At 37.5% G+C, this 25,481-nt stretch carries 23 protein-coding genes, 2 tRNA genes and 1 pseudogene; 3 read left to right on the forward strand and 23 right to left on the reverse strand.

Annotation, left to right across the window (positions count from 1 at the left end):
• Positions 1-7 precede the first annotated feature (7 nt).
• The 6 genes from hemL to hemA are packed head-to-tail and all read right to left on the reverse strand — an operon-like array spanning position 8 to position 6,225.
• The gene (gene hemL / locus BAMA_RS19370) at positions 8-1,297 is read right to left on the reverse strand and encodes a glutamate-1-semialdehyde 2,1-aminomutase (RefSeq protein WP_034642501.1); all 1,290 of its coding nucleotides are present in this window, start codon (positions 1,295-1,297) and stop codon (positions 8-10) included.
• Positions 1,297-2,286 (reverse strand): porphobilinogen synthase, encoded by a 990-nt coding sequence (hemB, locus tag BAMA_RS19375; RefSeq protein ID WP_034642503.1) that lies wholly within the window; start codon positions 2,284-2,286, stop codon positions 1,297-1,299. Before hemB ends, hemL begins: the two co-directional genes overlap by 1 nt.
• 55 nt (positions 2,287-2,341) lie before the next feature.
• Positions 2,342-3,100 (reverse strand): uroporphyrinogen-III synthase, encoded by a 759-nt coding sequence (locus BAMA_RS19380; RefSeq protein WP_034642505.1) that lies wholly within the window; start codon positions 3,098-3,100, stop codon positions 2,342-2,344.
• A 1-nt stretch (position 3,101) separates the two neighbouring features.
• Complete coding sequence (hemC, locus tag BAMA_RS19385) at positions 3,102-4,031, reverse strand: hydroxymethylbilane synthase (RefSeq protein ID WP_034642507.1); 930 nt, start codon at positions 4,029-4,031, stop codon at positions 3,102-3,104.
• A gap of 19 nt (positions 4,032-4,050) precedes the next feature.
• Positions 4,051-4,881 carry a cytochrome C assembly family protein gene (locus tag BAMA_RS19390; RefSeq protein ID WP_034642509.1) on the reverse strand — a complete coding sequence of 277 codons (831 nt, stop codon included), beginning with the start codon at positions 4,879-4,881 and terminating at the stop codon, positions 4,051-4,053.
• A gap of 18 nt (positions 4,882-4,899) precedes the next feature.
• The gene (gene hemA / locus BAMA_RS19395; RefSeq protein ID WP_034642511.1) at positions 4,900-6,225 is read right to left on the reverse strand and encodes a glutamyl-tRNA reductase; all 1,326 of its coding nucleotides are present in this window, start codon (positions 6,223-6,225) and stop codon (positions 4,900-4,902) included.
• Between the two features lie 319 nt (positions 6,226-6,544).
• Between hemA and BAMA_RS19400 the strand changes: the two are divergent.
• Positions 6,545-6,832: pseudogene (locus BAMA_RS19400) on the forward strand (Ohr family peroxiredoxin); the annotation flags it as partial.
• A gap of 21 nt (positions 6,833-6,853) precedes the next feature.
• Here the strand turns inward: BAMA_RS19400 and yihA are convergent.
• The 7 genes from yihA to BAMA_RS19435 form a co-directional block, all read right to left on the reverse strand.
• Positions 6,854-7,450, reverse strand: coding sequence for a ribosome biogenesis GTP-binding protein YihA/YsxC (gene yihA, locus BAMA_RS19405; RefSeq protein WP_034642514.1), 597 nt, complete (start codon positions 7,448-7,450; stop codon positions 6,854-6,856).
• Positions 7,447-9,768 (reverse strand): endopeptidase La, encoded by a 2,322-nt coding sequence (gene lon, locus BAMA_RS19410; RefSeq protein ID WP_034642515.1) that lies wholly within the window; start codon positions 9,766-9,768, stop codon positions 7,447-7,449. The genes yihA and lon overlap by 4 nt, the downstream gene beginning before the upstream one ends.
• A gap of 152 nt (positions 9,769-9,920) precedes the next feature.
• Positions 9,921-11,591, reverse strand: a complete 1,671-nt coding sequence (gene lonB, locus BAMA_RS19415) for an ATP-dependent protease LonB (protein ID WP_034642516.1) — start codon at positions 11,589-11,591, stop codon at positions 9,921-9,923.
• A gap of 103 nt (positions 11,592-11,694) precedes the next feature.
• Complete coding sequence (gene clpX / locus BAMA_RS19420) at positions 11,695-12,960, reverse strand: ATP-dependent protease ATP-binding subunit ClpX (RefSeq protein WP_034642517.1); 1,266 nt, start codon at positions 12,958-12,960, stop codon at positions 11,695-11,697.
• Positions 12,961-13,273: 313 nt separating this feature from the next.
• Positions 13,274-14,551 carry a trigger factor gene (tig, locus tag BAMA_RS19425; RefSeq protein ID WP_034642518.1) on the reverse strand — a complete coding sequence of 426 codons (1,278 nt, stop codon included), beginning with the start codon at positions 14,549-14,551 and terminating at the stop codon, positions 13,274-13,276.
• A gap of 298 nt (positions 14,552-14,849) precedes the next feature.
• Positions 14,850-15,854 carry a hypothetical protein gene (locus BAMA_RS19430; protein ID WP_034642519.1) on the reverse strand — a complete coding sequence of 335 codons (1,005 nt, stop codon included), beginning with the start codon at positions 15,852-15,854 and terminating at the stop codon, positions 14,850-14,852.
• 268 nt (positions 15,855-16,122) lie between these two features.
• Positions 16,123-16,374: a hypothetical protein gene (locus BAMA_RS19435; RefSeq protein WP_034642521.1), complete on the reverse strand. Its 252-nt coding sequence runs from the start codon at positions 16,372-16,374 to the stop codon at positions 16,123-16,125.
• 322 nt (positions 16,375-16,696) lie between these two features.
• Here BAMA_RS19435 and BAMA_RS19440 point away from each other — a divergent pair, with 322 nt between their 5' ends.
• Both BAMA_RS19440 and BAMA_RS19445 read left to right on the forward strand, forming a co-directional pair.
• Positions 16,697-17,311 (forward strand): PH domain-containing protein, encoded by a 615-nt coding sequence (locus BAMA_RS19440; RefSeq protein ID WP_034642523.1) that lies wholly within the window; start codon positions 16,697-16,699, stop codon positions 17,309-17,311.
• A 66-nt stretch (positions 17,312-17,377) separates the two neighbouring features.
• The gene (locus tag BAMA_RS19445; RefSeq protein WP_034642524.1) at positions 17,378-17,887 is read left to right on the forward strand and encodes a GNAT family N-acetyltransferase; all 510 of its coding nucleotides are present in this window, start codon (positions 17,378-17,380) and stop codon (positions 17,885-17,887) included.
• A 46-nt stretch (positions 17,888-17,933) separates the two neighbouring features.
• Here the strand turns inward: BAMA_RS19445 and BAMA_RS19450 are convergent.
• The 10 genes from BAMA_RS19450 to BAMA_RS19495 all read right to left on the reverse strand — a co-directional run bounded on the left by BAMA_RS19450 (position 17,934) and on the right by BAMA_RS19495 (position 25,161).
• Positions 17,934-18,007 (reverse strand) — tRNA-Arg (locus BAMA_RS19450).
• 1 nt (position 18,008) lies between these two features.
• Positions 18,009-18,082: transfer RNA gene (locus BAMA_RS19455), tRNA-Gly, on the reverse strand.
• Between the two features lie 107 nt (positions 18,083-18,189).
• Entirely contained in the window at positions 18,190-18,687 is a 498-nt protein-coding gene (locus BAMA_RS19460; RefSeq protein WP_034642526.1) for a metallophosphoesterase, read from the reverse strand.
• Between the two features lie 13 nt (positions 18,688-18,700).
• Positions 18,701-19,312 carry an XTP/dITP diphosphatase gene (locus BAMA_RS19465; RefSeq protein WP_034642528.1) on the reverse strand — a complete coding sequence of 204 codons (612 nt, stop codon included), beginning with the start codon at positions 19,310-19,312 and terminating at the stop codon, positions 18,701-18,703.
• Between the two features lie 11 nt (positions 19,313-19,323).
• A complete protein-coding gene (gene rph, locus BAMA_RS19470) occupies positions 19,324-20,061 on the reverse strand; it encodes a ribonuclease PH (protein ID WP_034642530.1) in 738 nt (245 codons plus the stop codon).
• Between the two features lie 134 nt (positions 20,062-20,195).
• On the reverse strand, positions 20,196-21,275 hold the full coding sequence (locus tag BAMA_RS19475; RefSeq protein WP_034642531.1) for a GerMN domain-containing protein: 1,080 nt from the start codon (positions 21,273-21,275) through the stop codon (positions 20,196-20,198).
• A 101-nt stretch (positions 21,276-21,376) separates the two neighbouring features.
• Complete coding sequence (gene racE, locus BAMA_RS19480) at positions 21,377-22,192, reverse strand: glutamate racemase (RefSeq protein WP_034642532.1); 816 nt, start codon at positions 22,190-22,192, stop codon at positions 21,377-21,379.
• Between the two features lie 378 nt (positions 22,193-22,570).
• Positions 22,571-22,795, reverse strand: coding sequence for a spore germination transcription factor GerE (gene gerE, locus BAMA_RS19485; protein ID WP_034642534.1), 225 nt, complete (start codon positions 22,793-22,795; stop codon positions 22,571-22,573).
• A 255-nt stretch (positions 22,796-23,050) separates the two neighbouring features.
• Complete coding sequence (locus BAMA_RS19490) at positions 23,051-24,274, reverse strand: ABC transporter permease (protein WP_034642544.1); 1,224 nt, start codon at positions 24,272-24,274, stop codon at positions 23,051-23,053.
• Positions 24,275-24,276: 2 nt separating this feature from the next.
• Positions 24,277-25,161 carry an ABC transporter ATP-binding protein gene (locus BAMA_RS19495; protein ID WP_034642535.1) on the reverse strand — a complete coding sequence of 295 codons (885 nt, stop codon included), beginning with the start codon at positions 25,159-25,161 and terminating at the stop codon, positions 24,277-24,279.
• Positions 25,162-25,481: the final 320 nt, after the last annotated feature.

Consider the following 25,481-nt stretch of genomic DNA (forward strand, 5'->3'; position numbering starts at 1 on the left):
TCATTCATTATCCCTTTAATTTGGACATTGCAACTTCTGCCGCTGCAATTGTCGCTTCAATATCCTCATCACTATGAGCAGTAGATAAGAACAAGCCTTCAAACTGAGAAGGTGGTAAGAAGACACCTTGCTCAATCATTTCTCGATAATAAGCCGCAAAAAACTCTAAGTTAGACGATTTTGCTGCTTCATAGTTGATGACATTTTCATCAGTAAAGAAAATACCCACCATAGAACCAACGCGGTTAATGCAGTGCGGAATACCGTGTTTTACTGCCGCCTCATGTAAGCCTTTTTCAAGCACTTCTGCTTTTCGTTCAAATTCTTTATAACACTCTGGCGTTAATTGAACAAGCGTTTCATAACCAGCCGCCATTGCAAGCGGATTACCAGACAATGTACCCGCTTGATAAATTGGACCGCTCGGTGCAACTTGTCTCATAATTTCAGCCTTTCCGCCGTAAGCACCAACTGGAAGACCACCACCAATTACTTTTCCTAAACATGTTAAGTCAGGCGTTACACCAAAGTAACCTTGTCCACAGTCATATGCTACGCGGAATCCTGTCATAACTTCATCGAAAATAAGAAGTGTTCCATGTTGCTGTGTCACTTCACGTAATCCTTGTAAAAATCCAGGAAGTGGTGGTACAACACCCATGTTACCTGCAACTGGTTCAACAATAACAGCAGCAATATCATCACCATAGTGCTCAAATGCAACTTTTACACTTTCCAAATCGTTGTAAGGAACTGTAATTGTATTTTTCGCTACCCCTTCTGGTACACCAGGGCTATCTGGTAAACCAAGCGTCGCTACGCCAGAACCAGCTTTAATAAGGAGCGAATCCCCATGGCCGTGATAGCATCCTTCAAATTTTAAAATTTTATTGCGACCAGTATAACCACGCGCTAAACGAAGCGCACTCATCGTAGCCTCTGTACCAGAGTTTACCATACGCACAACCTCAATTGATGGAACACGTTCAATGACGAGCTGCGCAAGTTTATTTTCCATTTCTGTTGGCGCACCAAAACTCGTTCCACGCTCAGCTACTGCTTGTAATGCATCTACTACGCGTGGGTTTGCATGACCGTGAATAAGCGGTCCCCAAGATAATACGTAATCGATATATTCATTACCATCAATATCATAAATTTTCGACCCTTTTCCACGGTCCATAAAGATTGGGTTCATTCCAACAGATTTAAATGCACGAACCGGGCTATTTACACCACCTGGCATTAAATCTTTTGCTGTTTCAAACGCTTCAATTGATTTTTCAAAACTTCTCATTAGCGCACCTCTCCTTCTCGTAACCATTTTGCTGCATCTTTTGCATGATACGTAATAATTAAATCTGCTCCAGCACGTTTCATACCGATTAATTTTTCAAGAACAACGTCTTTTTCTTGAATCCAGCCATTTTGTGCTGCCGCTTTAATCATTGAGTATTCACCGCTTACGTTATATGCAACAACCGGTAATAAGTAATTGTTTTTCACATCACGAATAATATCTAAATACGAAAGAGCTGGTTTTACAATTAAGAAATCAGCACCCTCTATTACATCAGACTCTGCTTCTCTAAATGCTTCTAAACGGTTCGCAGGATCCATTTGATACGTTTTACGATCACCAAATTGCGGCGCACCGTGTGCTGCATCACGGAACGGACCATAAAAAGCAGATGCATATTTTACTGCATAAGACATAACCGGTACATGTGAGAACCCATTTTCGTCTAACGCATGACGAATTGCAGTTACAAACCCATCCATCATATTAGATGGGGCAATAATGTCAGCGCCAGCTTTCGCTTGGCTTACAGCTGTTTTTGCAAGTAACTGTAAAGATTCATCATTAACAATTACTCCATCTTCAATCACGCCGCAATGACCATGATCTGTATATTGACATAAGCATGTATCCGCAACAACAACAAGCTCTGGAAGTTCCTCTTTAATTTGTTTGATTGCACGCTGTACAATTCCCTTTTCACAATAAGCAGAAGACCCTACCGCATCCTTTTCAGCTGGTAAACCAAAAACAATAACAGAACGAATTCCTAACGCTGCGACCTCTGCCATTTCTTCATGTAGAAAATCAAGTGAGATTTGATACACCCCTGGCATAGATGGCACTTCATTACGCACACGCTCTCCTTCTAAAACAAAAATAGGGTAAATAAAATCTTCAGGTCGTAAATGCGTTTCACGTACAAGCGCACGCATCCCTGCACTATTTCTCAAACGACGGTGGCGGCTAAATTGTAAAGAATTCATTCATTTCCATCTCCAATTCTTAAAAATTATGTATATAACGAGCAGAAGCTTCCATTTATGTTTTTTGACAATATTCTGAAATAGTTGTTAACATTGCTTCAATTGTATATTCTTCTGGCATAACAATGTATTCAAAATACTTTCTTGCTTCTTTTTCTGTTACAGGCCCTATACAAGCAATTGTACACCCTTTCATCCAATCTCTCCACTTTGTACCTTCAAGAAGTGTAACAAAACTTCTAACAGTTGATGGACTTGTAAACGTAACGACATCCACAGCTCTCGATTGAAGCACATCAATTAAAGCTTGTTTATTCTCTCTATGTATGTTCGTTTCATATACAGTCATCTCTTTTAAGGAAATACCACGCTTTCGGAGAGCTACTGGAATTACTTCTCGCCCTAAATTCCCTTTCGGAAACAAAATATGCTCACTCCCAGCTAGCTGCTTCGTAAACTGCTTGGCAAATACCTCAGCAACAAAAACCGTTGGCATAAATTGAACTATGTAACCTCGTCTTTCTAATTCCTGTTTCGTTTTCACACCAACGGCAGCAATTTTTATAGAAGAAGGTAAGTCCATCTGCAAACCATCTAGAAAATAAGCAACACCATTTTTACTCGTGAAAATAATCCAGTCATAAGAAGATAATGTAGTACGAATTGATGAAAAGCAATCGTACGAGACATTTGCTATATGTAAAAGCGGAATTTCCAGTGGAATTCCGCCTCGCTCTCTTACTACCTTACTCATTTCTTTTGCCTGATGCGCAGCCCTTGTTACAAGTACCGTCTTTCCATTAAGGCCTGGCATATTACTTCTGCTCCTGCTTCGCAGCCTCAACTAACTCTTTTGCACCTTGCTCAATTAATAACTCAGCTGCTTTTTCGCCTACCTCTGTAGCATCAACACCTGTTACTGTTTCTTTTAACAATACAGAGCCATCTGCTGAGCCAACAAGCGCTGTTAATTGTAGTTCTTCATTTTCATTCACCGTTGCATAACCAGCTATCGGCACTTGACAGCCACCTTCTAATTTATGCAAGAAGACACGCTCAGCTTTTACTGCTTTTTCTGTTACAGGATCGTTAATATGAGAAAGAAGCGTTAGTAAGTCCATATCATCTTCGCGACACTCAATCGCAAGTGCTCCTTGTCCAACAGCCGGGACGCAAAACTCTTCATCTAAATATCCTGTAATCACATCTTCTGCCCAGCCCATGCGCTTTAAGCCTGCTGCTGCTAAAATAATCGCATCGTATTCTTCTTCTTTTAGCTTACGAAGACGTGTATCAATGTTCCCGCGAATCCACTTTACTTGTAAGTCTGGACGCGCCGCCAATAACTGTGCACTACGACGTAAGCTACTTGTACCAATCACCGCACCTTCTGGCAATTGTTCAAATCGTTCGCCATTTTCAGAAATAAATGCATCACGCGGATCAACACGCTTTGGAATACAACCAATTGTTAGGCCTTCTGGTAAAACAGCAGGCATATCTTTCATACTATGAACTGCCATATCAATTTCTTTCGTAAGCAATGCATGTTCAATTTCTTTTACGAACAATCCTTTTCCGCCTACTTTTGAAAGGGTCACATCTAATACGACATCCCCTTTTGTTACAATTTCTTTCACTTCAAACTCATATGGCAAACCAAGCGCTTTTAATTGCTCGATAAACCAATTTGTTTGTGTTAATGCTAATTTACTCTTTCTTGATCCTACAATAATTTTTCGCATCGGTTCTCTCTCCTAATGATTAGTACCAGAAATGGAAATTCGATAAACTGCTAAATAGAAAAATATTTATTAACATCACAAGGAATGCCCCGATATTCCAGCTAATAATTTTCTTTCCTTGTAACGTGTCGCTTCCGCGTAAATAAATCCCTGCACAATACACAAATAATACAATGAACGAACCAATTACTTTCGCATCATACCAATGAAAATTATGCAACTTCGTATATCCCCATATACAGCCAAGTAAAATGGCTAGTAAGAAAAAGGGAACTGAAAATAAATTTAAACCATATGACATCGATTCAAGCTTCTGCAAATTCCCTAATCTTCGTAATCTTGTATTCCACTTTTTCTGCTTTAATAAACGATACTGAAGCAAATACATGATAGAAAAAATGAATGAAACTGTAAATGTCGCATAAGAAATAATCGCCATCCCAACATGAACGTAAAGAAGTTCTAGTGATAGCTGATCGGCAAGTACTGGTTCCATTTTTCCTACAGGAGTAAAAATAGCAACTGCACTCACACCAAATGCCACTACATTTGTAAAAAACACTAAAAAGTCAATTCGCATAAAGCGATTAATAATTAACGAGATTGTAATGAGGAGCCACACATAAAAATAAATGCCCGATAATAACGTTAGAATCGGATGAATTGTTGATTCTGTCGCCCGAAGGAACATAAACAGTGAATGTAGCACCCATACAACAGAAAGTAACCAAAAGGCAATTTTATTCGCCTTTCGGTTACTTTGAAAATAATCTATAAAATATAAACTAACGCTACAAGCGTATAAAATAATTGCAGTATGATAAATGATACTATTATTTAAAAAATCCATCCCATCATCCTTTCTCACTTATACAGATGAAACGGATGATAACCACGGTTGTTTCGCTTCTTGTTCTTCCATATTCTCTTCTACGTCTAAGTTAAAAATTTTCGCAAAAAGAGCTAATTTTTCTTCTGCGTCGTTTTCTCCTGCTAACTCTTTTGCCACTAGAATTGGATCCTTCAAGAGCTGATTAATAATACTTTTCGTATGCTTATTAATTACTTTTTGTTCACGTTCTGTTAATGTCGGAATCTTTCGTTCAATACTTTGCATCGTTTCACTTTGAATAACAGCTGCTTTTTCACGAAGCTGTGAGATTAATGGAACAACACCAAGCGTGTTCATCCAAGTTTTAAACATAACAATCTCTTCTTCAATCATAATTTCGATTTTCTCAGCCTCTTTCAAGCGCTCCGTACGATTCGCCTCCACAACACCTTGTAAATCGTCAATATCATAAAGGAAAACGCTCTCTAATTCATCGATTGCAGGATCAATATCACGGGGAACAGCAATATCAACCATAAATAACGGACGACCACAGCGCATCTTTTCAACCCGAGCCATCGTATCCTTTGTAATGACATAATCGGATGCACCCGTAGAGCTAATTAAAATATCCGCATCTAACAAAGCACACTGCATCTCACTTAATGGTTTTGCATAGCCCATATATTTTTCCGCCATTACTGCCGCTTTTTCAAACGTACGATTCATAACGGTTACTTTACGCGCACCACTTCCGTATAAGTTTTGTAGTGCAAGTTCACCCATTTTCCCAGCACCAAGAATCAACACATGACAATCGTATAATTCACCAAAAATTTTCTTCGCAAGTTCAACAGCTGCATAACTAACAGACATTGCGTTACCACCGATTGTCGTTTCTGAATGAGCACGCTTTGCAAGGGTCACAACTTGTTTAAATAATTCATTAAAAATTGTTCCAGTCGCCTTCACTTCTTGTGCCTGCAAGAAACCGTTGCGCATTTGTCCTAGAATTTGGGTTTCACCAATCACCATTGAGTCTAATCCACATGTTACACGGAATAAATGCTCTACTGCAGCGTCTTGTTCAAAAATAGACAAATAAGGAGATATTTCTCCTACTTCAAGCTGAAACCAATCAGCCATAAACTTCTTAATATAATATCTCCCTGTGTGTAGTTGATCTACGACAGCATAAATTTCCGTTCGATTACATGTTGACACAATGACATTTTCTAACACGCTTTTTTGCTTTTGTAGTGTTGTCATCGCTTCCTCTAACTGCGCTGCCTGAAACGATAGTTTCTCTCGAATTTCTACAGGGGCTGTTCGATAGTTAACACCAACAACAAGAATATGCATGCCGCATGTCCCCCTTCAGCCGTTTTTTCACCTTATCTACTATGATAATACAAATTTCCTATTATGAGTCTGACAATCGTGTGAACATCACAAAAAAATTTTCTATATTTTTGCGATTTATTCGTAACATATACAATCCGTTCATCAATACCGTCTTTTCATTACTTTATAGTTATTATAAAGTAATTACCCTATGTTGTACGTTATCAAAAAAACGAGTCAGAATCAAGTGATGGAAACTATTCCATATGATTTATAAAACTGTTACTCCTAGCTTCTTTCATCACAGAGAAAATTATGTATGATTGCCCAAAATATAACAAACCTAGAACAATTATTCGCAGCTGGTTATGCAGCATGCTTTGATAGCGCCTTACAACTTGTAATTCGCACAAAACGTATCAAAGTGGAGCGCACAGAAGTGACCGCACATGTTTCTATCGGTAAAGATACAGATGGTGGTTTTGGGTTATCTGCTGTACTTGACGTACGCGTTGCTGGTGTTTCCCATACCGAAGCTAAGCAACTTGCGGAAGCAGCCCATAGTGTATGCCCTTATTCAAAAGCAACTAAAGGAAATATTGAAGTAACATTAAACGTACTATAAGAAAAAACGCGTGACAGTTCGTCACGCGTTTTTCGTTTTTGTAAATTTATGAATCGCTTTCCATGCATCTTCTTTTCCAAGTCCTGTTTCTGAAGAGAATAGTACCACTTCATCACTCGGGTCAACATCAAGCGTTTCTTTTACAACTTTCAAATGCTTTTGCCATTTCCCTTTTGGAATTTTATCTGCTTTCGTTGCGATAATAATCGTTGGAATTTCATAATGCTTTAAGAAATCGTACATCATAACATCATCTTTTGTTGGGGGATGACGAAGGTCAATTACTAATACAGTTGCGTCTAATTGCTCACGCGTTGTAAAGTATGTTTCAATCATTCTTCCCCATGCTGCACGCTCTGTTTTTGATACTTTTGCATAGCCATAACCAGGTACATCAACAAAATGCATCATGTCGTTAATGATAAAAAAGTTTAACGTTTGCGTTTTTCCTGGTTTAGAAGAAATACGCACTAACTTTTTACGATTTAAAATAGTATTAATAAATGAAGACTTTCCTACATTGGAACGACCCGCCAATGCGATTTCTGGTAAATCACTCTCTGGGTACTGCTCCGGTTTTACTGCACTAATTACGATATCTGCTTTTGTTACTTTCATGCTTTCACTCCTACTAACGCGTGCTCTAACACCTCATCTAAGTGAGATGCAAGTACAAACGTAAGGTTTTCCTTTACGCTCTCTGGAATATCTTCTAAATCTTTTTCATTTTCTGCTGGCAAAATAATTTTTGTTAATCCAGCACGATGAGCGCTTAATGTTTTCTCTTTCAACCCACCAATTGGTAATACACGACCACGAAGCGTGATTTCTCCAGTCATCCCAACTTCTTTACTTACTGGAATGCCTGTCAACGCAGAAATAAGTGCCGTTGCCATCGTAATACCAGCTGAAGGTCCATCTTTCGGTACAGCTCCTTCTGGAACATGAATATGAATATCATTTTTTTCATGGAAATCTGGGTCAATCTTTAACTCAGCTGCTCTTGAGCGAATGTAACTAAACGCTGCTTGTGCAGACTCTTTCATAACATCCCCTAATTTCCCTGTTAAAATAAGTTTCCCTTTACCAGGGGCTACAGAAACTTCTATTGCGAGCGTATCACCACCAACGGCTGTATAAGCTAAACCTGTCGCCATTCCAACTTGATCTTTCGTTTCCGCTTGTCCGTAGCGATATATACGCTTACCAAGCAATTCAGCAATGTTCTTCTCTGTAACAACCACACGTTTTCTTTCTTCCGTTACAATGATTTTCGCTGCTTTACGGCATAATTTCGCAATTTGACGCTCTAACGTACGCACCCCTGCTTCACGTGTGTAATAACGAATAAGTTCAACTAACGCCTCATCACGTACTTGTAAGTTTCCTTTACTTAGTCCGTGTTCTTTTAACTGCTTATTAAGTAAGTGTTCACGAGCGATATGTACTTTTTCAAGTTCTGTATAACCAGCAATTGAAATAATCTCCATACGATCAAGAAGAGGTCCTGGAATACTAGATAACGTGTTTGCCGTTGCAACAAACATTACTTTTGATAAATCATACGGCTCTTCAATATAATGGTCGCTAAAGTTATGATTTTGCTCTGGATCAAGCACTTCTAATAACGCCGCTGAAGGGTCACCGCGGAAATCATTTGACATTTTATCAATTTCATCTAATAGGAATACAGGATTTACTGTTTTCGCTTTTTTCATCCCCTGAATAATACGACCTGGCATTGCACCAACGTATGTACGACGATGACCACGAATTTCGGATTCATCCCTCACACCACCAAGAGATATACGGACGAAGTTACGATTTAACGAAGTTGCAATCGATTTTGCAAGTGACGTTTTACCAACGCCAGGAGGGCCAACTAAGCAAAGGATAGGGCCTTTTAAAGAGCTCGTTAACTTTTGCACTGCTAAATATTCAAGAACTCGCTCTTTTACCTTCTCAAGCCCATAATGCTCTTCGTTTAATACTTTTTCTGCACGCGTAAGGTCAATCACATCTTCTGTTGCCTCTGTCCAAGGAAGAGATAATAACCAATCAATATAATTACGAATAATACCGCTCTCCGGTGAGTTGCTCGGCAACTTCTCATAACGATTTAACTCTTTTAATGCAGCTTTCATTGTTTCCTCTGGCATTCCAGACTGTTCAATCTTTTCGCGTAATCCTTCTACTTCTCCGCCTTTTCCTTCTTTATCGCCAAGCTCACTTTGAATAGCTTTCATTTGCTCGCGTAAGAAGTACTCTTTTTGCGTACGCTCCATCGAACGTTTTACTTGTTGTCCGATTTTCTTCTCTAAACTTAACAACTCTTTTTCGTCTTGAAGAAAAGAAACCAAGGTATGTAATCGTTCTTTTACTGAAGCAATCGCTAATATCTCTTGCTTTTGCTTCATCTTTAGCGGCAAATGAGAAGATACTAAATCTGCTAAGCGTCCCGGCTCCTCTACATCTACTACTGTCGCAAAGGTTTCATTAGATACTTTTTTTGACAGTTTAATATACTGTTCAAAATGTTCAATTAATGTACGCATTAACGCTTTTTCTTCTAAGTCAGCTTCGCCTTCTTCTTCTAAAATGTGTACATTTGCCTGAATTGTATCGTCTTGTTCAATAAACTCGACCATTTCAGCTCTATGTAAACCCTCTACAAGGACACGCATCGTTCCATTCGGTAACTTCAACATTTGCTTTACTTTTGCTAATACACCTATATGGTATACGTCTTCTTCTTTCGGATCATCGATATTCACATCTTTTTGCATCACTAAAAAGATAATATTTTCATTTATAGCTGCTTGTTCTAGTGCTTCTATCGATTTATCACGTCCTACATCAAGATGCAGAACCATCGTCGGATATACGAGAACGCCTCTTAATGGTAGGAGGGGCACAATTCTTTCGTTCACATTCATACTACACTAAGCACCTCCATAATATATAAATCTTTGTGTCATTATTTTATATTACAATAAAACCTTACGCAATTGCAGACATTTCCATCATTCCCTAAAAGAAAAAGGGACTCCGTTTAAGCATACAAACTTAACCGGAGTCTGGCAAGTAATTACATCGATTGCACGTCCCCTTCATTCTCAGAAGGAAGTATATCTTCTTTAAAACGCGTGCCATCTTTCATAAAGGCTAATGCAAATACTTCTGTTAATTTCCGAACTGGAATAATTTCAATTCCTTTAATAGTATATAAAAACGGTTGTACATTTTCAGCAGGAATTAAAACCTTTTTCGCTCCAGCTTTTTTTGCAGCTTTTACCTTCGCGTATACACCACCAACTGGCTTCACTTCACCATGAATACTAATTTCACCGGTCATCGCTACCTCATTGCTGACATATACACGGTGAATCGAAGAATATACACCAGTGGCAATTGCAATTCCAGCAGATGGACCATCAATTGGAATACCACCCGGGAAATTAATATGTATATCATATCCTTCTGGTAACAATTGCAACGACCTAAGCACAGTAATCACATTATCAACTGAGCCTTTTGCCATACTTTTACGGCGAATAGATTTCGTTTGACTACCAATACTTTCTTCTTCTACAATTCCTGTAACCAAGACAGAACCTTTTTCTTTCGCTGGAATTGCTGTTACCTCTATCTCCAACAAAGCACCTGTGTTCGGTCCATATACAGCTAATCCATTTACAAGACCAATTCTCGGAATTGGATATGTACGCTTTTCATACTTTGGTGTTAGCTGGCTAGAATGAATGACCCACTCAATATCTTCATCTTTAATAAATGTACGCTCTTCATTAATTGCCATCCCAGCAGAGATTTGAACAAGATTAATTGCTTCTCGGCCATTTCTAGCGTACATACCAATCATTTCAATACCTTGCTCTCCAAGCGTCATATTTACTTTCTCAGCCGCATTATTTGCAACCGTTTCAATTTCTTCTTTATCCAATTCTCTAAAAAACACTTCTAAACATCTTGAACGAATTGCTGGAGGAATTTCTTCTGGAGAACGTGTTGTTGCGCCAACAAGACGAAAGTCTGCTGGCAACCCTTTTTGAAAAATGTCATGAATATACGTTGGGATGAGTGTATTTTCTTCGCTATAATATGCGCTTTCTAAAAATACTTTCCGATCTTCAAGCACCTTTAACATTTTATTCATTTGGATAGGATGCAATTCTCCAATTTCATCAATAAATAAAATACCTCCATGTGCATCTGTAACGGCTCCTTTTTTCGGCTGGGGAATTCCCGCTTGTCCCATTGCACCTGCACCTTGGTAAATCGGATCATGTACAGAACCAATTAACGGGTCTGCAATCCCTCTTTCATCAAATCGTGCTGTTGTGGCATCAAGTTCGATAAACGTTGCATTCATTTGAAAAGGAGACTTTTCATTTTTCTTCGCTTCTTCTAGCACTAGACGTGCAGCCGCTGTTTTCCCTACCCCAGGTGGACCATATATAATCACATGCTGCGGATTAGGTCCACAAAGCGCTGCCCGAAGTGATTTAATGCCATCTTCTTGACCAACAATATCAACAAAAGATGTTGGACGAACTTTTTCCGCAAGTGGTTCTGTTAATGAAACTTCACGCATCTTCCTAAGTTTATCCATCTCTTTCTTTGATTCCCTGTCAATTGAGACCTTTTGTGTTCGCTGGTTTTTAAGTAAATGCCAAAAATATAATCCGACAATTACCCCAAAGACAAGTTGAACGATTAAAAAAATATTTGTCCAGCTCATTTTCATTTCCTCCCGCTATGTTTTACATACCAGTATTTCCGGGGAGGAAAGACGCTAAACATAATAAGAAACAGCAATTATAAAATTGCTGTTTCTCGATTACTTATGCAGATGTTTTCGTACCCTGTTCAAGAACAGTTCCATCTTGCAATACTAATTTTGGTACTGCATTTTCTGTTATTGTTTCTTTAGAAATGATACATTTTTCAATGTCTTCACGTGATGGAAGCTCAAACATCACTTCTAACATAATGCCTTCGATAATAGAACGAAGTCCACGTGCACCTGTTTTTCTTTCAATTGCTTTTTTCGCAATTTCAAGCAGTGCATCCTCTTCAAATTCTAATTCTACATCATCCAGCTCTAACAATTTTTTAAACTGCTTCGCAAGTGCATTCTTTGGCTTTGTTAAGATGTCAACAAGCGCATCTTCATCAAGTGGCTCTAAGTTTGCAATTACAGGAAGACGACCGATAAACTCTGGAATTAATCCAAATTTCAATAAATCTTCTGGTAGAACATGTGATAACACATGCTTTTCTGTTACATCTGCATTTTTCTTTTCAGAACCGAAACCAATTACTTTCTCACCAAGACGACGTTTAATAATTGGTTCAATACCATCAAATGCACCGCCGCAAATGAATAGAATGTTTGTCGTATCGATTTGAATGAATTCTTGATGTGGGTGTTTACGACCACCTTGAGGTGGAACGCTTGCTACAGTACCTTCTAAAATTTTCAGAAGTGCTTGTTGCACACCTTCACCAGATACGTCACGTGTAATAGATGGGTTTTCTGATTTACGTGCTACTTTATCAATCTCATCGATGTAAATAATACCTTTTTCAGCCTTTTCAACATCATAATCAGCTGCTTGAATTAGCTTTAGTAAAATATTTTCAACATCTTCCCCAACATATCCAGCTTCTGTCAGCGATGTTGCATCAGCAATTGCAAATGGAACATTTAAAATGCGCGCTAATGTTTGTGCTAATAACGTCTTACCGCTACCAGTTGGTCCAATAAGAGCAATATTACTTTTCGCTAATTCTACATCATCAATTTTGCTGTTTGAATTAATGCGTTTGTAATGATTATATACCGCTACCGCTAGCGCTTTTTTCGCTTGATCTTGTCCGATTACATACTCATCTAAAATCTCACGAATCTCCATCGGTTTTGGTACATCTTTGAATTCTACTTCTTCATCTTTCGCAAGCTCCTCTTGCACAATTTCCGTACAAAGTTCTATACATTCATCACAAATGTAAACACCAGGACCTGCAACAAGCTTTCGGACTTGCGTTTGTGTTTTGCCACAAAAAGAACATTTTAATTGCCCTTTTTCATCATTAAATTTAAACATATTTTCACACCCCTTACAAAGTGCTGGACTCTTACCTACGTATGTACACGATAATAATGTATCGTATGTAAATACATATTATGTCACTACGTGGCCAGAAATACAAATAATATGATTAGTTATGTACAAATAAAAACTTTTTAAAACTTATTGAAGTATGTATATTCGACTTTTGAACTCATTTTCCTTCTCAGTTTAAAAAATGTTTTATTTATTTATAAAACAAGGCACGATGCATATCGTGCCTTGTTTTTTTATCCCGATATGAACGGGCTCATCATAAAAGATAATCTTTTATGAAAGTTTCCATTTATTACTTGCTGTTTTCAGCTAATAATTCTACAGCTTTACGAACTTTAAGGTCTTCTTTTACGCCTTCTAAGTTACCAAGAGCTTGTGTTACAGCATCAACTGGCATGTTGTACATTGCAGCCATTTTTTCGATTTCTGCAGTTACTTCTTCTTCTGCAACTTCGATGTTTTCAGCGTCGATGATTGCTTCAAGAACAAGGTTTGTACGTACGCGTTTTGCAGCGTCTTCTTGCATTTGCTCTTTTAATTTCGCTTCATCAGTACCTGTGAATTGGAAGTAAAGCTCAAGGTTCATACCTTGGTGGCTTAAGCGTTGCTCAAACTCACGAACCATACGATCTAATTCTGTTTCGATCATAGCTTCTGGAATATCAACTTCTGCGTTTGCAGCTGCTTTTTCTACTACTTCGTCACGAAGTTTGTTTTCAGCTTCGTTTTTCTTAGCAGTTTCTAAGTCTTCACGAATTTTTGCTTTTAACTCATCAAGAGTTGCAACTTCTTCGTTAGCATCTTTCGCGAACTCATCGTTTAACTCAGGAAGTGCTTTTACTTTGATTTCGTGAACTGTTACTTTGAATGTTGCTGGTTTACCAGCTAACTCTTCAGCATGGTATTCTTCTGGGAATGTAACTTCTACTTCCTTCGCTTCGCCAGCTTTTACGCCTAATAATTGCTCTTCGAAGCCTGGAATGAATGTGTTAGAACCGATTTCTAAAGAATAGTTTTCGCCTTTTCCGCCTTCGAATGCTTCACCGTTAACGAAACCTTCGAAGTCGATTACAGCTGTATCACCGTTTTCTACAGTGCCTTCTTCTTTTACTGTAAGTTCAGCTTGACGCTCTTGTAAAGATGTTAATTCGTTCTCTACATCTTCGTCAGTTACAGTAGCATCAGCTTTTTCTACTGCTAGTCCTTTGTATTCACCTAATTTTACTTCAGGCTTTACAGTTACTTTTGCAGTGAACACTAAGTTCTCGTTCTTTTCGAACTTCTCGATGTCAATCTCAGGATGAGCAACTGGGAAGATACCAGTTTCATCGATTGCTTCACCGTATGCTTTTGGTAAAAGGATGTCTAAAGCATCTTGGTATAAAGATTCTACACCAAAACGTTGTTCGAATAGTGGACGAGGCATTTTTCCTTTACGGAAGCCAGGTACGTTAATTGTTTTTACTACTTTTTTGAACGCAGCGTCGATAGAGTTGTTTACTTCTTTAGCGTCAACTTCGATTGTTAATACGCCAACGTTACCTTCTAATTTTTCCCATTTTGCAGTCATTTATTCTTTCCCTCCAACTATAATAATGTATGCACATACCTCTAGGATTGAGGCTTTTCATGTTTCATCAAGTAAGATGAAGCATCGTTAGTAGAGTTGATACAATCAACTCATCTATTCTCAATCTACTATTTGTCATAAGACAAAAGCGGTATATTTTGTTCGAGAATAATATGAAACGTATAAGTAAGAGAACATAGCTTCTATTCTCTTACAAAAAGGCACAGTTATGCCCTTTGCAACCCTTACATTATAACATAGAATATTCTCGTTTCAATAACCGAAACATTCTTTTTCATTATACTGGCATATAACCTTCTTTCTCAATACGTAAAAACCACTTATATGCAACATGGAGCTCTTCAATGGTAATGTTATATGTAAACAGTAAATCAGCTTCGTTTATCGTCATTCCAAAGCGTTTTCGTCCAATTCTCTCAAGAACAGCAGCCCACACCTCAATTTTATCGGTAAATAAAGGAATTGGGAACACACTAACTTGCATTTCTTTCCAATATGTAACAATCGTTTCGTACAATGTTGGGTTATCACTTTCTACATGAGTAGATAACATATGTAACACTTCATTTGTAAAGGTATCATCGACTTGCAACGTCTGCGGAACTACCGTAATTCTTTCACCAAATTTCTCAACCTCTATCTCTTCCTCTACACCACATTCCATCAATATATGTAGAATAGAAGTTTTTATATACGGATGTTTCGTTTCATCCACTAAAAACTCAGATAACAAAGGTAAAACTTGTTCCACATTATGAGATGATATTCGTTGAATTGCTCGAAGTTGTTGCCCGTAATTATTTGCATGTAAGTCATGTACAAACAACTCTTTATCAAATAAACTACCATCGTCTACTTGATTGTTTCCTTCACTATCAATCATACTTTTAGCAAACAGCGCCAGCTGTGCTAGTTTCTCTCGTTGTTCATCGGTAATCTCTTTCGTTTGCAACACTGTTTCAACCGTTTCGATCATACCTTCATAATCATTCATTTGCACTAAAATAGTCACATATGTCTCTAAAATGTCACCAAATAGTAGCGTCCCTGTTTGAAACAGCTCTTCACAACGCTCTCTTGCCTCTTTCATTTCCTTTAATTCAAGTAAACAAATAACAGCGGCAAGCTCTGATTGCTCTGTATGCGCCTCATATTGACGTAATGAGTCGAAGCAACTTAACGCCTTTTCGAACTGCCTCTCTTTTAATGCAGCAAATCCTTCTTCTACGTAACGAGCTGATAAATGCGGAAACAATACGACTGTACTTTCTTTTTTATTCATAAGTCCGCCTCTTTTTTAAAATTTTAATTGCATTTTACAGTAAATATAACAAATGATTATGCAGAACACAATATTCGGACAGTTCGGTTATATAGAAACGTATTTTGAAAAAGTTCTTTAGAGGACAAATCATAGCTAACTATGCACTCTGTAACAATTTGATTCTTTTCTATTACATATCACTTCTAATTATTAAAACAATGGAATCTAACACTTATATAATAGCTACAACTCAAGACAAAGAAAAAGAGCTTTTCTCTCAATCTAACTATATTTTGAAAGCATTTGTCACTTCTGGATAAAGAAAGAGGGCTATAATTTGAAGAAGGATTATAACCATTACCGCTATACAAAAGAAGAAAATCGGACGATTCCGCTGCATAAGAATCATTATCGCCAGCATCGTACTTAAAATTAAGAACATAAAAAATAAGTTTGTACCTACACTTACTACCCCAACCGGAAATAGTAGCAGTAATATTACACTACAAATCCCAATAACGCCAAACAACCATTCCATTTCTGTTCCCCTTGTAAACGTGATCTATGAAATCAAATTCTCTACAATCTCAATGACATGCAAACATTTTTCATACGCAACAAATCCAAAGGCAGCGGTTAATGCCGCTAGAACCAATCCTTTCATGATTCATTTCTCCTCGCTTCATTCTTTTACCATCTATTATAGAGTTTCTATATTTTCGTACCATCGAAATCTCTTACATATATCTTACAAAGTTGTAAGGTTTCTTATCTTTACCTTAATTCAAACATTTTCCTTCTTAAACGTGATATACTTACGTTGAAAAGCCTTAAAATGTAAATTGAGAGGATGAAATTTTATGTTTAAAAAAGTTGCAAATGATATGCTTGGTTTAAGTGATATTGGCGCGGTTATTACACCTGCTGATTATGACAAAACAGACGCTGATGACTACATCATGCATGAAGAAAATGAGAAGATTTACTTTTTAATCAAATCAAAAACGGATGAGTATTGCTTTACAAACACAGCACTTGTTCACGTAGATGGAACGAGCGCTGTAAGCAAAAAGCGTACACTGCGCCGTTATAATTATAATACACACCGCATTTATAACGTTTTACTTGAAACAGCAGGTACAATTGATTTAGATGTGGAAATTAAATTCACAATGGGTGGAGAAAACTATTCTATCGATATTCATAAAAAGCATATCGAAGAAGTAAAAGATTTATATAAAGCCCTTTTAAAGATTGAAGAGATTATGCACGATAACGATATCGCTACACAATATGCACATAAAAGCTTAGAAATGGCATCTTCTACGTTAAATAACGTAAGAAACGCTGAAGTAAACGTTGCAGAGCAATTTAAAGAAATTAATCAATTTGCATTTAACTGGCTTGTTGATACAAAAAACCAATACAACGTAAAAGACTTCGGACACGTGTTTGAGAAGTTTATTAACAACTAACGAGAGAAAAAGCAAAGGCATAAATTTGTCTTTGCTTTTTTATTACTTAATGGATAGGTGAAATAAATGGAGATTGTATACGAAACTACTCGTTTACAGTTATGTGTATTCAATGAGGCACATCTTAAGTATGTAAAAGAGTTTTGGGGAGACAAGGAAGTTATGGATCTCTGCAATGGCGCCACCGCGCATCATTTATTACCTCAAATTATAGAAGGCTATCGAAATTGTCATCTAAAATATAATTTATCCGTATATGCTGTAAAGGAGAAAAAATCAAACATCATTATTGGTGCTGCTGGATTTAATATTACAAATACAGCGGAAACAGTAGAGTTGATTTATCATTTTAGTAAGAAATACTGGGGAAAGGGATTTGCAACTGAAGCCGCGCAAGCTTGCATCGAAATTGCGAAACACCATGGAATGGTACGTATCATCCATGCATCTACAGATCCTCAAAATAAAGATTCTTTAAAAATATTAGAAAAGGTCGGTTTTATCTATACAGGGATGAAATGGTTTGAAGATACAAAACAGGAAGAACCTTTTTATAAATACAAAATACAGGATTGAAAACAAATAAAAAACCTTGTTATCTTTGATAACAAGGTTTTTTTAGCGTCCCGGGAGGGATTCGAACCCCCGACCGACGGCTTAGAAGGCCGTTGCTCTATCCTGCTGAGCTACCGGGACATGGAGCGGGTGAAGGGAATCGAACCCTCGACCAGAGCTTGGAAGGCTCTTGTTTTACCACTAAACTACACCCGCATATGTTATTTTTCGTTATGCGCCCTATCGACATTTTTTATTATATTACCGCCTACAATTAAAGTCAACATCTTTTTTAAAAATAGGATGAAGAAAACTTCATCCTATTAAAAGTGCTTTTGTGCAACGATTGTACCATCCAATGTTAGAAATTGAATGTGAATATTTTCTCCCTCTATTTGTAACAAAGCGAATGTTTTTTCTCTTCTTCCACGTGGTAATAAAATACTACCTGGATTAATAAAGAGAATATCATCAATAATTTCTGCACCAAGCATATGTGAGTGACCGAAGCAAACAACATTTGCCTCTAATTCCTTTGCACGATACAGAAGAGTTTGTAAGCTCATTTTAATATTATATAAATGTCCATGCGTGATGAAAAAACGCGATTCTTCTACTTCTAGCGTTATATCATCTAGAAAATCACGATTAAAATCACAATTTCCTTTTACAACATGAAAACCTTGTAACTCAGCTTGCTGAGCTGTAAGTTCTGAATCTCCGCAATGGATCATAATATCAACATTATTTTCGTACTGCTTTTTCAACTCTGCTAGCTCTCTTACAGAGCCGTGACTATCACTCACAATTAACGCTCTCATTTTTCTCGCTCCCTTATTTTTCCCCTAAAAACCATGCCGGAATTTTTTCTTCTAATTTGCGAAGTGCACGCCCACGATGACTAATCGCATTTTTTTCATCAGACGATAATTCTGCCATCGTACGTTTATACTCTTCTACATAAAAGATTGGATCATATCCAAAACCACCTTCACCGCGTGGTTGTTCTAAAATTTCTCCTTCGCACGTACCATTTACAATAACCGTTTGTTTCTCATCTTTTGGGAACGCAACTGCTAACGCACAATAAAAACGAGCCTTACGACTATCTTGCTCAATACCATGTAGCTCTTCTAATACCTTTTGAATGTTCGCCTGATCATCTTTTTGTTCACCAGCGTAGCGAGCAGAATATACACCCGGCTTTCCATTTAAAGCATCTACAATTAGCCCTGAATCATCAGCAATTACAATTTCATTCAACTGCTTACTTAAGCTTTCCGCCTTTAAAATTGCATTCTCTTCAAATGTCTCTCCCGTTTCTTCTACTTCTACAATGTAAGGGAAATCATGTAATGATTTTACCTGTAAACCAAACTTCCCGAATAACTCCGCAAATTCACGAGCTTTACCGCTGTTTTTCGTCGCTACAACAACTTGCTTCATTTCCTTCACCTCTATCCGATTTGAGCTGTAATCTCACCTAGTGCTTCTTTTTGGATTTCAACAAGCTTTAAAATTCCTATTTCTGCTGCATCAAGTAATTCATTTAACTCACTGCGACTAAATGTCGCTTCCTCACCTGTTCCTTGCACTTCAACAAGCTGTCCTTTACCAGTCATAATAACGTTCATATCTACGTTTGCTTGTGAATCTTCAATATAATTTAAATCTAACACAACACCTTGTTCCTCAACGATGCCAACGGATGTTGCAGCTAAGTAATCATGCACTGGTACTTTGGGTAACTTTTCTGCTTCAACAAGCTTTTGGAATGCAAGTACCATCGCCACGTAAGCTCCTGTAATTGAAGCAGTGCGTGTCCCGCCATCAGCTTGAATTACATCGCAATCAATCCAAACTGTCTTCTCACCTAACGCCTCTAAATCAACAACAGCACGTAACGCACGCCCAATTAAACGCTGAATTTCCATCGTACGTCCTGTTACCTTCCCTTTGCTCGATTCGCGAATTGTACGCTGCTCTGTCGCACGAGGAAGCATAGAATACTCTGCTGTTACCCATCCTTTTCCCTCTCCGCGCATAAACGGGGGAACACGGTCCTCAATCGTTGCGGTACATATAACTTTCGTATCACCAACTTCAATTAGTACAGATCCCTCTGGATGTTTTAAATAATTTGTATGCATATGTATGCGTCGTAAATCTAATGCTTGTCTATTATCTACTCGCATGAAAATAACCCCCTTGTAACTACTACTTGTTAGTATAGCCTATTTTAAAAGTATGTTATGTATAAATAGAAGAAGGGGAACTCTTCAATTGATTGGTTCCCCTCTCTTACATAAGTATATCAAATTATAAGTAATTAAAAACTACCTGTGTTAACGTTTTGCGGGCGATTCACCGGTTTTACTAACTTTTCTCCTTTTTCGTTCACAACATTCGCTTTTCCATTTACTTCTAACGCCACATTTTTAATCCCTTCGTGCTCTGTTAATGTTAAAACGAGCGATTCTAGCGCAAGGTCAGAAATCTTATTTTCCTTCTTACTTGTATAAATATTCTCATTAAAATTCAACGTTACTTTCCCATCTTCAATTTGTGGTTTATTTAATAGTTTTACTTCCGTATCAAAATCATAAGCAAGGGACGATTGATTTGAAGGACCTTTTAATAGTTCATTCACGATTGTTACAACTTCATTTTCCGAACCTTCAGCTACACGGCGCGTTATTGGAACATAGTACTTTTCTTTCCCCTCTTGCGCGATAAAATAAAGAGTAACTGCTTTCGTATTTGTAATATCTGTCACTTGTTCATTATCAAAGTTAATCCCATTCTCCCTGCTTACACCATTTCCAAGCGGTGTTCCATTAACGGGCATTTTCACTAAATTCTTCCCGTCCATACTAAACTTCACTTGTTTCACTTCTTTAAACTGCGTTAATGTCCATGTGACCGCTTCAACAATTTTACGTTCATCTGCTTTACTGTAATTTTTAAATTCTTTTGAAAAATCAACAATGGCAGTTCCGTCTTTTTTTACATCTACTGTCATCGCTGTATCTGCTGGAAGGACTGCACGAAATCCATTTGGCAGTAGCTCTGTCACCGGCCCATTTTTGACAAGATACTCAAGTGATTGCTGAATTACCGCATTCCCTTTTGGTACCGGTAACTTTACAGTTTGCGGTACAACATATCCATTTTTATCAACAAGATATAATTCACGACCAATTGTCTGCTCTGCCTTTTCTTTCTTTGCAGTCTCTTTCTTTTCTCCTTCTTTTTTCCCATTCTCTTTTGCTTGTTCATCTGTATATGTTACTTTTTTAGGCGGATCAATTTGTTCCGTTTCTTTCTCTTGATTTAAAAAACCACAACCTGTTAATACAGCAGTACTTAAGACAGCACAAATCAACCATTTGAAAGTGGATTTAGGCATACATTCTCCTCCTAAAATCTAAGTTTGTACTTTATATATACGAGCCACGCTCTAACTTTAGAACAAGCAATGACAACCACTACACAAAAAAAGACATCCTGTTAGAATGTCTTTTCCGTTAACGTGATATATTTTACATTTTCAATCGGCTGCCCGAACCATTTAGAAGCAATTTCTTTAAACACACCAACTTCTCCTGTCGTCAAGAAAAGATGATCACTTTGTTCTTCACCTTCATTTAACATTTTACTATGATACAAAATGGTACTTACTTCACGTGCTGTTTCGTCACCGGAAGAAATAAGTTGCACATCATCACCCATTACATGTTTAATGACTGGACCTAAAATCGGATAATGTGTACACCCTAAAATAAGGGTATCTATTTCTGTTTCTTTTAATGGTTCTAACGTCTCCTTTACTGTCTCGTAAGCTAACTTGCTATCGAAGTTACCACTCTCGACAAGCTCAACAAACGGTGGACACGCTAAACTTTCTACCATCACCCGATTATTGATAGATTTTAACGCTTCTTCATATGCCCCGCTCTTCACTGTACCAATTGTACCAATTACACCAACATGATGCGCTCGGGTCACCTTTAACGCTGTACGCGATCCTGGATGAATAACACCAACTACAGGAATCGGTAGCTTTTCTTTCATTTCTTCTAACACAACAGCTGTCGCTGTATTACATGCAATCACAAGCATTTTAATATTTTTCTCAAGTAAATACTCCGTCATTTCCCACGTAAACTGTCTTACTTCCTCTCGAGAACGTGGACCATACGGACAACGTGCTGTATCTCCTACATATATAATACGTTCTTTCGGAAGCTGCCGAATCAATTCTTTTGCTACCGTTAGACCGCCAATACCTGAATCAATTACACCAATCGCTCTATTCAAAACAATCGCCTCGTTTTCTCATACATAATCTCAAATGTACACAATGAAATAATCCGCTTTATCCTATGTTTAACAGCCCTTAAAATCCCGATTGATCGAGCTAACACTCACCGAGGAATGTAGCCCCTACTGAGTGAAGTTTCACTTTATTGCCGATAGACTAATAGAAGCGGTTTACTATGTACCTTATACACCAAATAACACGTTCTCTTCTATTTACCTTATAATGAGTAATTCGAAATGAGAACAAATAAGCATGTCCATGCATTAAAATATGCCACTCCTCTTCACTCGAGGATTTACATCTCTTTATTTTCCTTCTTTTCCTCTTAATTTGCAAGCAACAAAAATAACCGGCTTTTTTGTAAAAGCCGGTTTCATCTCTTATAATTGAAGCTCCCCCATACGAAGAAGCTCAACAACCGCTTGTGAACGCCCCTTAACCCCTAGCTTTTGCATTGCATTTGAAATATGATTACGCACTGTTTTCTCGCTAATAAAAAGTTCACTTGCAATTTCCTTTGTTGTTTTATCTTGCACAAGTAGTTCAAATACTTCTCTCTCTCTCTTTGTGAGTAACGGTTTAGATTGAAATCCTTTTTCCTTCAATTGTTATAACCCTCCTTGCTTAAGCCAGAGCTGTCCTTGTGTAGGTTGGGTGTTTATTTAGTCATGATATTGTATGAATAAGGGGTGCTAGTGGTGAATGAAAATAGGCGAAAACATAAAGGGTCTTTCTATTTCATTCCACTAATCTCCCACCTAAGCTCCTTTACTTCTCTCCAGTTTCGAAGTATTACTCTTACAAGTTGTAAAAAGCGAAAAAAAGAAGCACACCTCTAAAAAATGAGATGTGCTTTCGTTCTATTTTCTTATAAATTTCGCTAAATCTTTAAACTTCACCTTATCAGAATAATTCATCACACCATTTACATAAATACGGCTTACCAGCCAGTTTAAAACAACAATGGTTGCAATTAAAATACCGAGGGTAACACTAATTTCAAGCGTACCCGCTTCTCCTGCTACAATACGAGAGAAAGTAACCATTGGGGAGAAGAACGGCACATAAGAACTAATCACAACAATTGTACTGCTAGGATCTCCTAATGACTTAATACTAATAAAGAAACCGGCCATAATTAAAATAGTTGCCGGAAATGCAACAGACTGTATATCTTCTACTTTTGAAACGACAGCTCCAGCCGCGGCATACATCATCGCATAAAGCAAGTAACCTGTAATAAAGTAAAGAATAAACATACTGATCATCATTGCATCGATTTTTGCTAAGTCAATTGGTATACCAAATAATGAAGCATTATCTACATCAACCCATCCAAGTAAATACGGGATGAAAAATCCAAGTCCTAAAATTGCAATTTGTAAAAGTGCCGTCGTAACAACAGCTAAAATTTTCGCATACATCATGTGAAGCGGTTTTACTTTCGGAAGCATAAGCTCCATGACACGAGATGATTTCTCTGTTGCAATGTTCATTGCAATCGTATTTCCAAAAGCAACAATAAACATGTATAAAAGAAACGTAAATACATATGCAATTCCAAATGAAGATGTACGATCTTTTATTGCTTCTTCTTTTACAACTACATCTGCCTGTAACTGCGCAGCTACTTCTGGGGAAACATTATTTTCCGCAATCGTCACTGCTGTATATTGCTGTTTAAAGTAGTTTGCAACAATTGTAGATGTTACTTGGCTCGGAAAACCGTTATACATATATGTAACTTCTGGCACACCATTTTTTTCAGTCACATGGAATAAACCATCCAAATCGCCTTTTTCAACTTGTTTACGTAGCTTTTCTAACTTTTCATGCTCTGCAACTTTGACCGTAGCGGATGGTAATATTTCATTTAATGCTTCTTCCTCTACTTTATATGTAGTACCATCTACAATAACTGCTAACTTATCCTTATCTTCAGTGCCATCTTTATCCGCTGTAAAATGATTAAATGCAAAAATACCAAATACAACTAAAAATAAAATACCACTTGTAATTAATGATTTTTTCGATAGAAATGACTCTCGAAAATAAAATGAAAATACATGTGAAAATTTACGCATCATTATTTCGCCCTTTCTACAAAGATTTCATTTAATGTCGGCTCTAACATTTTAAATTGGTGCAAAGATAACCCTTGCTCTTGTAGGTTTTGCAAAATAGAAAGCGCTTCTTTCGCATCATTAACCTTTATGTAAAGAGAACCATGCTTCTTTTCATATAATATATGTAACTTTTGCAATACTTCTTCGTTTCTCTCTTCATCTTCAATAATCAAATTACGAAAACCGTATTCTTTCTTTATATCACTTAACGTTCCTTCAGCAACTGCTTCACCCTTCTTTAAAATACAAACATGTTGACAGAACGTCTCCACTTGCTCCATACGGTGACTCGATAAAATAATTGTCTTCCCTTTTTGAATTTGCTCTTCAATAATATTTGCAAGCATCCCTGCATTTACTGGGTCAAGACCGCTAAAAGGTTCATCTAAAATAAGGAGCTCTGGATTGTGAATAAGCGCTGCAATTAATTGGATTTTTTGCTGATTCCCTTTCGATAGTTCCCCCGCCATCTTATGCTTATATTCTGGAATTGCTAATTTCTCTAACCAGTAATCAATTGCCGAATCCACTTCTTTTTTTGTCATACCTTCTAACCTACCGAAGTAACGAAGCTGATCAATAACTTTACTTTTCGTATATAAACCTCGCTCTTCCGGAAGATAACCAATTGTAATACCACTTTTTGAGATGTCACACCCATCCCATGTAATCGCGCCTTCATTTTGCGTTAGTAATCCTAACAACATTTTAATCGTTGTTGTTTTCCCAGCACCATTTCGTCCTAACAAACCTAAAACTTCACCTTTTGGTAATGTCAGGTTAAGACTATTTACAGCAACATTGTCACCAAATTTTTTCGTTAATTGCTGGATTTTTAGTGTCATATCGTAACCCTCCTTTAAATGTTTCCACTCCATTACAAACCTATTTTTCTACCATTTTTATTATAACATGCCGAACTTTTCAAAACAGAACTGCGTACTTACGTAAAGTGAAACTTCACTCAGTGGGAGTTTTCTTCATTCCCCACTGAGTGTTAGCCCGACCAATCGGGCTTTTACGGGCTGTTAATCTCTCACCTAAATTTCTTTGTTTCCCTTAAGTTTTGAGGCGGGAGTTTTACAGCCCGCAAATAGCGGGATAAAAATAAAGGATGCCTCATGGCATCCTTTACACTTTGTTGAAAAAAGATTTTGTCAAGAAA

The organism is Bacillus manliponensis, assembly GCF_000712595.1.
Lineage (GTDB): Bacteria > Bacillota > Bacilli > Bacillales > Bacillaceae_G > Bacillus_A > Bacillus_A manliponensis.

Bases quoted from the DNA above. Each gene is read 5' to 3' on its own strand.
- tig (WP_034642518.1), bottom strand. From the start codon at position 14,551: ATGACTGCAAAATGGGAAAAATTAGAAGGTAACGTTGGCGTATTAACA.
- BAMA_RS19460 (WP_034642526.1), bottom strand. From the start codon at position 18,687: ATGAGAGCGTTAATTGTGAGTGATAGTCACGGCTCTGTAAGAGAGCTA.
- lon (WP_034642515.1), bottom strand. From the start codon at position 9,768: ATGAATGTGAACGAAAGAATTGTGCCCCTCCTACCATTAAGAGGCGTT.
- hemB (WP_034642503.1), bottom strand. From the start codon at position 2,286: ATGAATTCTTTACAATTTAGCCGCCACCGTCGTTTGAGAAATAGTGCA.
- BAMA_RS19440 (WP_034642523.1), top strand. From the start codon at position 16,697: ATGTTTAAAAAAGTTGCAAATGATATGCTTGGTTTAAGTGATATTGGC.
- hemA (WP_034642511.1), bottom strand. From the start codon at position 6,225: ATGCATATTCTTGTTGTTGGTGTTAACTATCGAACAGCCCCTGTAGAA.
- BAMA_RS19465 (WP_034642528.1), bottom strand. From the start codon at position 19,312: ATGAAGCAAGTTGTTGTAGCGACGAAAAACAGCGGTAAAGCTCGTGAA.
- hemC (WP_034642507.1), bottom strand. From the start codon at position 4,031: ATGCGAAAAATTATTGTAGGATCAAGAAAGAGTAAATTAGCATTAACA.
- lonB (WP_034642516.1), bottom strand. From the start codon at position 11,591: ATGAGCTGGACAAATATTTTTTTAATCGTTCAACTTGTCTTTGGGGTA.
- BAMA_RS19490 (WP_034642544.1), bottom strand. From the start codon at position 24,274: ATGCGTAAATTTTCACATGTATTTTCATTTTATTTTCGAGAGTCATTT.
- BAMA_RS19390 (WP_034642509.1), bottom strand. From the start codon at position 4,881: ATGGATTTTTTAAATAATAGTATCATTTATCATACTGCAATTATTTTA.
- BAMA_RS19435 (WP_034642521.1), bottom strand. From the start codon at position 16,374: ATGGAATGGTTGTTTGGCGTTATTGGGATTTGTAGTGTAATATTACTG.
- rph (WP_034642530.1), bottom strand. From the start codon at position 20,061: ATGCGAGTAGATAATAGACAAGCATTAGATTTACGACGCATACATATG.
- yihA (WP_034642514.1), bottom strand. From the start codon at position 7,450: ATGAAAGTAACAAAAGCAGATATCGTAATTAGTGCAGTAAAACCGGAG.
- BAMA_RS19495 (WP_034642535.1), bottom strand. From the start codon at position 25,161: ATGACACTAAAAATCCAGCAATTAACGAAAAAATTTGGTGACAATGTT.
- BAMA_RS19380 (WP_034642505.1), bottom strand. From the start codon at position 3,100: ATGCCAGGCCTTAATGGAAAGACGGTACTTGTAACAAGGGCTGCGCAT.
- BAMA_RS19445 (WP_034642524.1), top strand. From the start codon at position 17,378: ATGGAGATTGTATACGAAACTACTCGTTTACAGTTATGTGTATTCAAT.
- hemL (WP_034642501.1), bottom strand. From the start codon at position 1,297: ATGAGAAGTTTTGAAAAATCAATTGAAGCGTTTGAAACAGCAAAAGAT.
- BAMA_RS19430 (WP_034642519.1), bottom strand. From the start codon at position 15,854: ATGAATAAAAAAGAAAGTACAGTCGTATTGTTTCCGCATTTATCAGCT.
- BAMA_RS19475 (WP_034642531.1), bottom strand. From the start codon at position 21,275: ATGCCTAAATCCACTTTCAAATGGTTGATTTGTGCTGTCTTAAGTACT.
- clpX (WP_034642517.1), bottom strand. From the start codon at position 12,960: ATGTTTAAATTTAATGATGAAAAAGGGCAATTAAAATGTTCTTTTTGT.